8 protein-coding genes are annotated in these 6,023 nt (G+C 75.6%); all 8 read left to right on the top strand.

The genetic code is table 11. The annotated features are described in order from the left end of the window. Positions 1–1,477, top strand: a 1,477-nt coding sequence (locus AOK09_RS27305) for a CpaF family protein (RefSeq protein WP_245687503.1), incomplete at its 5' end; no start/stop codon positions are given. Beyond that, the gene (locus AOK09_RS27310; protein ID WP_055589913.1) at positions 1,477–2,460 is read left to right on the top strand and encodes a type II secretion system F family protein; all 984 of its coding nucleotides are present in this window, start codon (positions 1,477–1,479) and stop codon (positions 2,458–2,460) included. The genes AOK09_RS27305 and AOK09_RS27310, both read left to right, overlap by 1 nt. After that, complete coding sequence (locus AOK09_RS27315; RefSeq protein ID WP_055589914.1) at positions 2,457–3,344, top strand: hypothetical protein; 888 nt, start codon at positions 2,457–2,459, stop codon at positions 3,342–3,344. Before AOK09_RS27310 ends, AOK09_RS27315 begins: the two co-directional genes overlap by 4 nt. A 58-nt stretch (positions 3,345–3,402) precedes the next feature. Further along, complete coding sequence (locus tag AOK09_RS27320; protein ID WP_055589915.1) at positions 3,403–3,654, top strand: hypothetical protein; 252 nt, start codon at positions 3,403–3,405, stop codon at positions 3,652–3,654. Positions 3,655–3,713: 59 nt separating this feature from the next. Next, a complete protein-coding gene (locus AOK09_RS27325; RefSeq protein ID WP_079063473.1) occupies positions 3,714–4,082 on the top strand; it encodes a TadE/TadG family type IV pilus assembly protein in 369 nt (122 codons plus the stop codon). Continuing rightward, on the top strand, positions 4,079–4,516 hold the full coding sequence (locus tag AOK09_RS27330) for a TadE/TadG family type IV pilus assembly protein (protein WP_055589916.1): 438 nt from the start codon (positions 4,079–4,081) through the stop codon (positions 4,514–4,516). Before AOK09_RS27325 ends, AOK09_RS27330 begins: the two co-directional genes overlap by 4 nt. A 16-nt stretch (positions 4,517–4,532) precedes the next feature. Next, positions 4,533–4,967, top strand: a complete 435-nt coding sequence (locus AOK09_RS27335; protein WP_055589917.1) for a pilus assembly protein TadG-related protein — start codon at positions 4,533–4,535, stop codon at positions 4,965–4,967. Next, the coding region (locus AOK09_RS27340) for a LysM peptidoglycan-binding domain-containing protein (RefSeq protein WP_157876053.1) at positions 4,967–6,023 on the top strand (1,057 nt) is incomplete at its 3' end. The genes AOK09_RS27335 and AOK09_RS27340, both read left to right, overlap by 1 nt.

Raw genomic sequence — 6,023 nt, forward strand, 5'->3', positions numbered from 1 at the left:
GCCCACCGTGCCGGCCCCGCCGACGCCGGTGTACAACCTGGCCAAGCCGCCCACCGGGCCCTCCCAGCTGCCCTCGCTCCCGGTGCCGGGCAGCCCCGGCGCGGCCACCGCCCCTGCGGTCGACCCCCAGGTCGCCCGTGAACTCAAGCGCCAGGTCGCCGCCGAGCTGCACGAGCAACTGGTCAGGCAGGGGCAGACGGTGGACCGTGCCACCCGGCGCCAGCGCGGCCGCGCCCTGATCGAGGAGGCCGTCGCCCGCTGGTCCGACGCCCACGCCCAGGCGCACGGGGTGCCGCCGACCCGCGAGCAGGACCGCGCCCTCGCCGAGGCCGTCTACGACCTGCTGTTCCGCGCCGGACGGCTGCAGCCCTACCTCGACGACCCCGACATCGAGAACATCCTGATCAACGGCTGCGACGACGTCTGGGTCTCCCGCGTCCACCAGCCGCTGCGCCAGGTCCCGCCGGTCGCCGACAGCGACACCGAACTGGTCGAACTCCTCCAGGACCTCGCCCGCCAGCACGGCGGCGGCGAACGCAGCCTCTCCACCGCCAGCCCCACCCTCGCCCTGCGCCTGGAGGGCGGGATGCGCCTCCAGGCGCTGACCGAGGTCACCCCGCGCCCCTATGTGGCCATCCGCCGCCACCGGGTGGCCTCCGCCACCCTGCGCGACCTCGTCGGCATGGGCACCGTGGACAGCACCCTCGCCGCCTTCCTCTCCGCCGCCATCAGAGCCCGCAAGAACGTGATGATCACCGGCACCCAGGGCGTCGGCAAGACCAGCCTGCTGCGCGCCATGGCCGGGGAGATCCCGCCGGACGAGCGGGTGGGCACCCTGGAGAGCGAGTACGAGCTGTGGCTGCACACCCTGGGGCATCTGCGGCAGGTCGTCCCGATGGAGGCCAGGGAGGGCAACGGCGAACGCGTCGACGGCCGGATCGCGGGCGAGCTGACGATCGGTGAGCTGATCCCCGCCGCGCTGCGGATGACCCTCTCCCGGATCATCGTCGGCGAGGTCCGCTCCTCCGAGGTGGTCCCGATGCTGCGGGTGATGACCAACGGCGAGGGCGGCTCCATGTGCACCCTGCACGCCCGCGGCCCGCACATGGTGGTCGACCGGATCGCCGAACTCTGCCTGGAGTACGGCGCCCATATGACCGACACCCTGGCCTACCGGCTCACCGCCAACGCGGTGGACTTCGTGGTCCATGTCGCGATGGTCGACGAGACAGCCGTGGGCGGACGGCGCCACCGCTTCGTCTCCCACGTCCTGGAGGTCGCCGGCCTCGGCGAGAGCGGCCGCCCCGCCATGAACACCGTCTTCGGCCCCCGGGACACCGAGCCCCGGGCCGTGCCGCACACCCCCCCGTCCTGCCTGGACGACCTGCGCCGGGCCGGGTTCGACGCCCGGATGCTCCAGTCCCCCTGGGGCACCTGGGGCGCCCCGCTGGACCTGCGGATCGGAGGCGGTGCCTGATGCTGCTCTACGCCGTCTGCGGAGCCGCGGTCATCGCCGGGCTGGTCGGCCTCGTCGCCGGGCTGGTCGGCAGCGACACCCCGGAGGCCGCCGCCCCCAGCCCGCTGGCGCTGCGGCTGCGCACCCTCTGGTACGGCGCCCCGGGCACGGCCGACCCGGGGACGCTGCGGCTGCGCCGCATCCAGCTGGGCGCCTCCGCCGCCGGAGGACCGCTGATGTGGCTCTTCAGCGGTATCCCGCTGACCCTGCTGCTGGTGCCCGCCGCCGTCTTCGGCATCCCCTGGCTCTTCGACACCACCCGCTCCAACACCCGCCGGGTGGAGAAGCTGGAGGCGCTCGCCGAGTGGACCCAGCGGCTGGCCGACGTCCTGCTGCTCGGCGTCGGCCTCGAACAGGCCGTCGTCACCAGCCGCCGCACCGCCCCCGCCCTGCTGGAGGACGAGGTCGCCGACCTGGCCTCCCGGCTGCAGGCCCGCTGGCGTCCCGAGGACGCCCTGCGGGCCTTCGCCGACCAGCTCTGCGACGCCACCGCCGACAAGGTGCTCGCCGCCCTGGTGCTGCGGGCCACCGACCGCGGGCCCGGCCTGGCCCGCGCGCTGGCGGACATGGCCGAGTCGGTGCGCGAGGAGGTGCGGCAGCGCCGCGCCATCGAGGCGGACCGCGCCAAGCACCGCACCACCGTGCGCTGGCTGGTCACCATCATCCTGGGAGTGGTGGTGGTGGGTTCCTTCAACCACCGCTACACCGCGCCCTACGGCACCGTGCTGGGCCAGCTCGTCCTGGCGCTGCTGTCGGCGGCATTCGTCGGGGTGATCCTCTGGATGCGCAGTCTGGCCTCGCACTCGCCGCTGCCCCGGCTGCTGGAACCCGACCGCCGCAGTCGGGCCGGCGCCCCGGTGCCCGGAGCTGCGGCAGCCGAGCCCGGCGGCGTACCGGAACCGCAGGACACGGCAGCCGCGACGTCCGGAAAGGAGCTGCGATGATCTCCCCCTGGGCCGTACTGGCCGGCGCGGGCGCCGCGGCCGGGGTCGCCCTGCTGGTCTCCGAGCTGCGTCCGGCGCCACCCGACCTCGGGCCGGCCCTGGACCGCCTGCACCGCGCCCCCAGCCGTGAGCGGCCCGGCACTGCGGCGCTCCGGCCCAACTGGTACGACCGCATCGGCGGGCGGCTCACCACGCTTCCCGGAGCGCGCGTCCCGCACCGGGAGCTGTCGCTGATCGGCCGCACACCGGCCCGGTTCATGCTGCACAAGCTGCTGTTCGCGCTGATCGGGCTGCTGCTGCCCGGGTACCTCGGCGCCATGGCGGCGCTGCTGGACGTCCCCCTGCCGGTGCTCTTCCCCGCCCTCAGCGGGCCGGCCCTCGCCGTACTGCTGTGGCTGGTGCCGGACGCGGTGGTGCGCGGCGAGGCCAAGGAGGCCCGGGTCGAGTACCTGCACGCCATCGCCTCCTACCTGGAGCTGGTCGCCCTGGAGCGGGCGGCCGACTGCGGCCCGGCGGACTCCCTGGTCAGGGCCGCCGCGGTCGGCCGCGGTGCGGTCTTCCGCCGGCTCTCCGACGCCCTGGAGCGGGCCGCCACCGACCGCCTGCCGCCCTGGGACGGCCTGGAGGCGCTGGCCGCCGAGCTGGGACTGACGCCCCTTCAGGACGTCGCGGACATCATGCGGATCTCCGGCACCGACGGAGCCGCCGTCTACGACACCCTGCGGGCCCGCGCCAAGAGCCTGCGCTCGGAGCTGCTCGCCGAGGACCTCGCCCGAGCCAACACCGACAGCGAGCGCATGGTCGCCCCCGGCTCCGCGCTCACCATGCTGATGACGGCGCTGATCGCCTTCCCAGCCCTGTACCAGATGCTCAACAGCGGCTGAGCGCCCCTCAGCCGCCGCCCCACCCCGCACCGCCCCTGCCGACCCGGGAGCCAGAGACATGAAGCACCACCTCAAGCACCTCGCCGGTCTCACCGCCGTCACCGCACTGCTGCCCCTGCTGATGGGCGTCCACATGGTCCGCTACCGGGTGGACCGGGCCCGCCGTGCCGCCCGCGACGGCGACCGCGGAGCCATCAGCATCGAGCTGGCCCTCGCCATCATCGCCCTGGTCGCGGTGGCCGGCGGTGTGGTGGTCGCGCTGACCAAGCTCGCGGACAACGTCACAAAGAAGATCCCCGAGGACAAGTGACCCGCTTCGCCCGCCGCCGGCGACCCGGCCGCCGCCCCGGCGGCCGTGACGCCGGCTCCATGAGTCTCAGCCTGGCCATCGTCTTCCCGGCCGTGCTGGCGATGGTGGTGCTGGTGGTCCAGGCGTCGCTGTGGTGGTACGCCCGCCAGGTCGCCCTCACCGCCGCCCGCGAGGGCGCGGAGGCGGGCCGCTCCGCGGGGGCGGACCCGGCCACGGGGGCGGCCAGGGCGCGGGCGTTCCTCGACCGCTCCGCCGGGGTGGTGTCCGACCCGGACGTCTCCCTGGACGGCACCACCGACACGGAGATCAGGGTCACCGTGTCCGTACACGCCCAGTCCCTGCTGCCCGGCCTGTCGGGGCAGCTGATCACCCAGCATGTGACCGCCCCGCGCGAGCGGTTCACCCGACCCGGGGAGGCGACGCCGTGAGCAGCACCGGCCGCGCAGGCCGCGCCGAGGAGGGCAGCGTGGCCCTGGAGGCGGCCATCATCGCGCCCGCCCTGCTGCTCTTCGTGCTGCTCGCCATCGCCGCGGGCCGGCTGCAGACGGCGGGCGGCACGGTGGACGCCGCGGCCCGCGCGGCGGCGCGCAGCGCCTCGCTGGCCCGTACGGCGGAGGCCGCACGGCAGGCAGCGGACACCGCCGCCGGGGAGACCCTGGAGCAGCAGGGGGTGCACTGCAGCAGCACCCGGGTGGAGGTGGACACCTCGCTCTTCGGGACGGTCCCCGGGCAGGCCGGAGAGGTGACGGCAGTGGTGCGGTGCACCGTCCCGCTGGACGACCTGCTGGTCGGGGGGCTGCCGGGCTCCCGCACCATGACCGGCCGGTTCACCTCGGTGGTCGACCGCTACCGGGGACGCTGAGGGGGAGGGACGGGCAGTGCACAGGAGTGCGGCGCGACCGGACGGCGGATCGATCTCGATCTTCGTCGCCCTGTGCGCGGTGGGCCTGCTGGTGGTCATCGGCATCGTGATCGACTGCGGCGGCCGGCTGCGCGCGGTGGAACGGGCCGACGCGCTCGCCCAGGAGGCCGCCCGCGCGGCCGGACAGCAGCTCGACCCGGCCGCCGCCCTGGCCGGCGGGCCCCTGGTCGTCGACCCGGACGCGGCCCGCGCGGCGGCGCAGCGGTACCTGGCCGACAACGGGGCCCGGGGCGAGGCCGTGGTCGCGGCCGACGGAAGGACCATCCACGTCACCGTGGACGGCGAGTACGACACCGCCCTGCTGGGCGTCATCGGTATCGGGAGCATGACCGTGCACGGCGAAGGCAGCGCAGCCCTGGTGCACGGCGTCGGAGAAGCGGAGAACGGCTGATGCCCGCCCCACGAGCGGAAGTCCACCGACCTGCGGGCCGTGGCGGCCCCGCCACCCGACCGCCGCGCGGCGGCGGACCGGGGCGGCGGCCCCGCCGACTGCCCTCCCTGCTGGCGGCCCTGGCGTCCCTGGTCGCCCTGGCGGCGCTGCTGGCGGGCGTGCCGGCGCTGCTGCTGCTGGGCACCCGGGCCGTCGCCGGGATGGGCGTGCCCGAGCACGGCGGCTTCCTGGACCTGCTCACCCGGCCCGACGACGGCAGGCTGTTCCTCTGGGCCCTGGTGGCGGTCGGCTGGATCGCCTGGCTCTGCTTCGCCGTCTCCGTACTGCTGGAGATCCCGGCGCAACTCCGCGGCCGGGTGGCGCGCCGCATCCCGGCCCTCGGCTGGAGCCAGCGCGCCGCGGCCGGGCTGGTGGGCGCCGTACTGGCACTGCTGCCGGCCGCGGGTTCGGCCTTCGCCTCCGCCCCCGGGCACGCCCCGGCCGCGATCACGGCGGCGCCGCAGCATGCCGCGCTGACCGCCGCCCCCGCCGCCGACGGCCGTCCGGCCGCCGACGCGGCCGCTGCGGACCGGCCGGTCTACACCGTCCGTGACGCCCGCCCGGCCGACAGCCTCTGGAGCATCGCGGAACGCCAACTGGGCTCCGGCGAACGGTGGCAGGAGATCGCCCGGCTGAACGACGGCCGGGTGATGGACGACTCGGGCCGCCGCTTCGACGCGGACCGGCCGATCCACCCGGGGTGGCGGCTGCTGATGCCCAGGGACGCCAAACCGGACACCGACGGCGCCGCGCGCTCCGAGCAACACGCCCCGCGCCATGAGACGGCGACGGTGCGGCCCGGCGACACCCTGTCGGCGATCGCCCAGCGCGAACTGGGCGACGCCGACGCCTGGCCGAAGCTGTACGCAGCCAACAAGGGGACCCGGGCACCGGACGGCGAACGGCTCACCGACCCCGATCTGATCACCCCGGGCATGGTGCTGGAACTCCCCGGCGCCCACCACGCCGCGCCCCCGGCCGCCACACCTCCGGCCCGGCCGTCGCCTCCTCCGGCCG

Source organism: Peterkaempfera griseoplana (assembly GCF_001418575.1).
GTDB classification, from domain to species: domain Bacteria; phylum Actinomycetota; class Actinomycetes; order Streptomycetales; family Streptomycetaceae; genus Peterkaempfera; species Peterkaempfera griseoplana.

What these genes read in the sequence shown, in the direction of transcription:
- AOK09_RS27310 (WP_055589913.1), top strand. Translation starts at nt 1,477, where the DNA reads ATGCTGCTCTACGCCGTCTGCGGAGCCGCGGTCATCGCCGGGCTGGTC.
- AOK09_RS27325 (WP_079063473.1), top strand. Translation starts at nt 3,714, where the DNA reads ATGAGTCTCAGCCTGGCCATCGTCTTCCCGGCCGTGCTGGCGATGGTG.
- AOK09_RS27315 (WP_055589914.1), top strand. Translation starts at nt 2,457, where the DNA reads ATGATCTCCCCCTGGGCCGTACTGGCCGGCGCGGGCGCCGCGGCCGGG.
- AOK09_RS27320 (WP_055589915.1), top strand. Translation starts at nt 3,403, where the DNA reads ATGAAGCACCACCTCAAGCACCTCGCCGGTCTCACCGCCGTCACCGCA.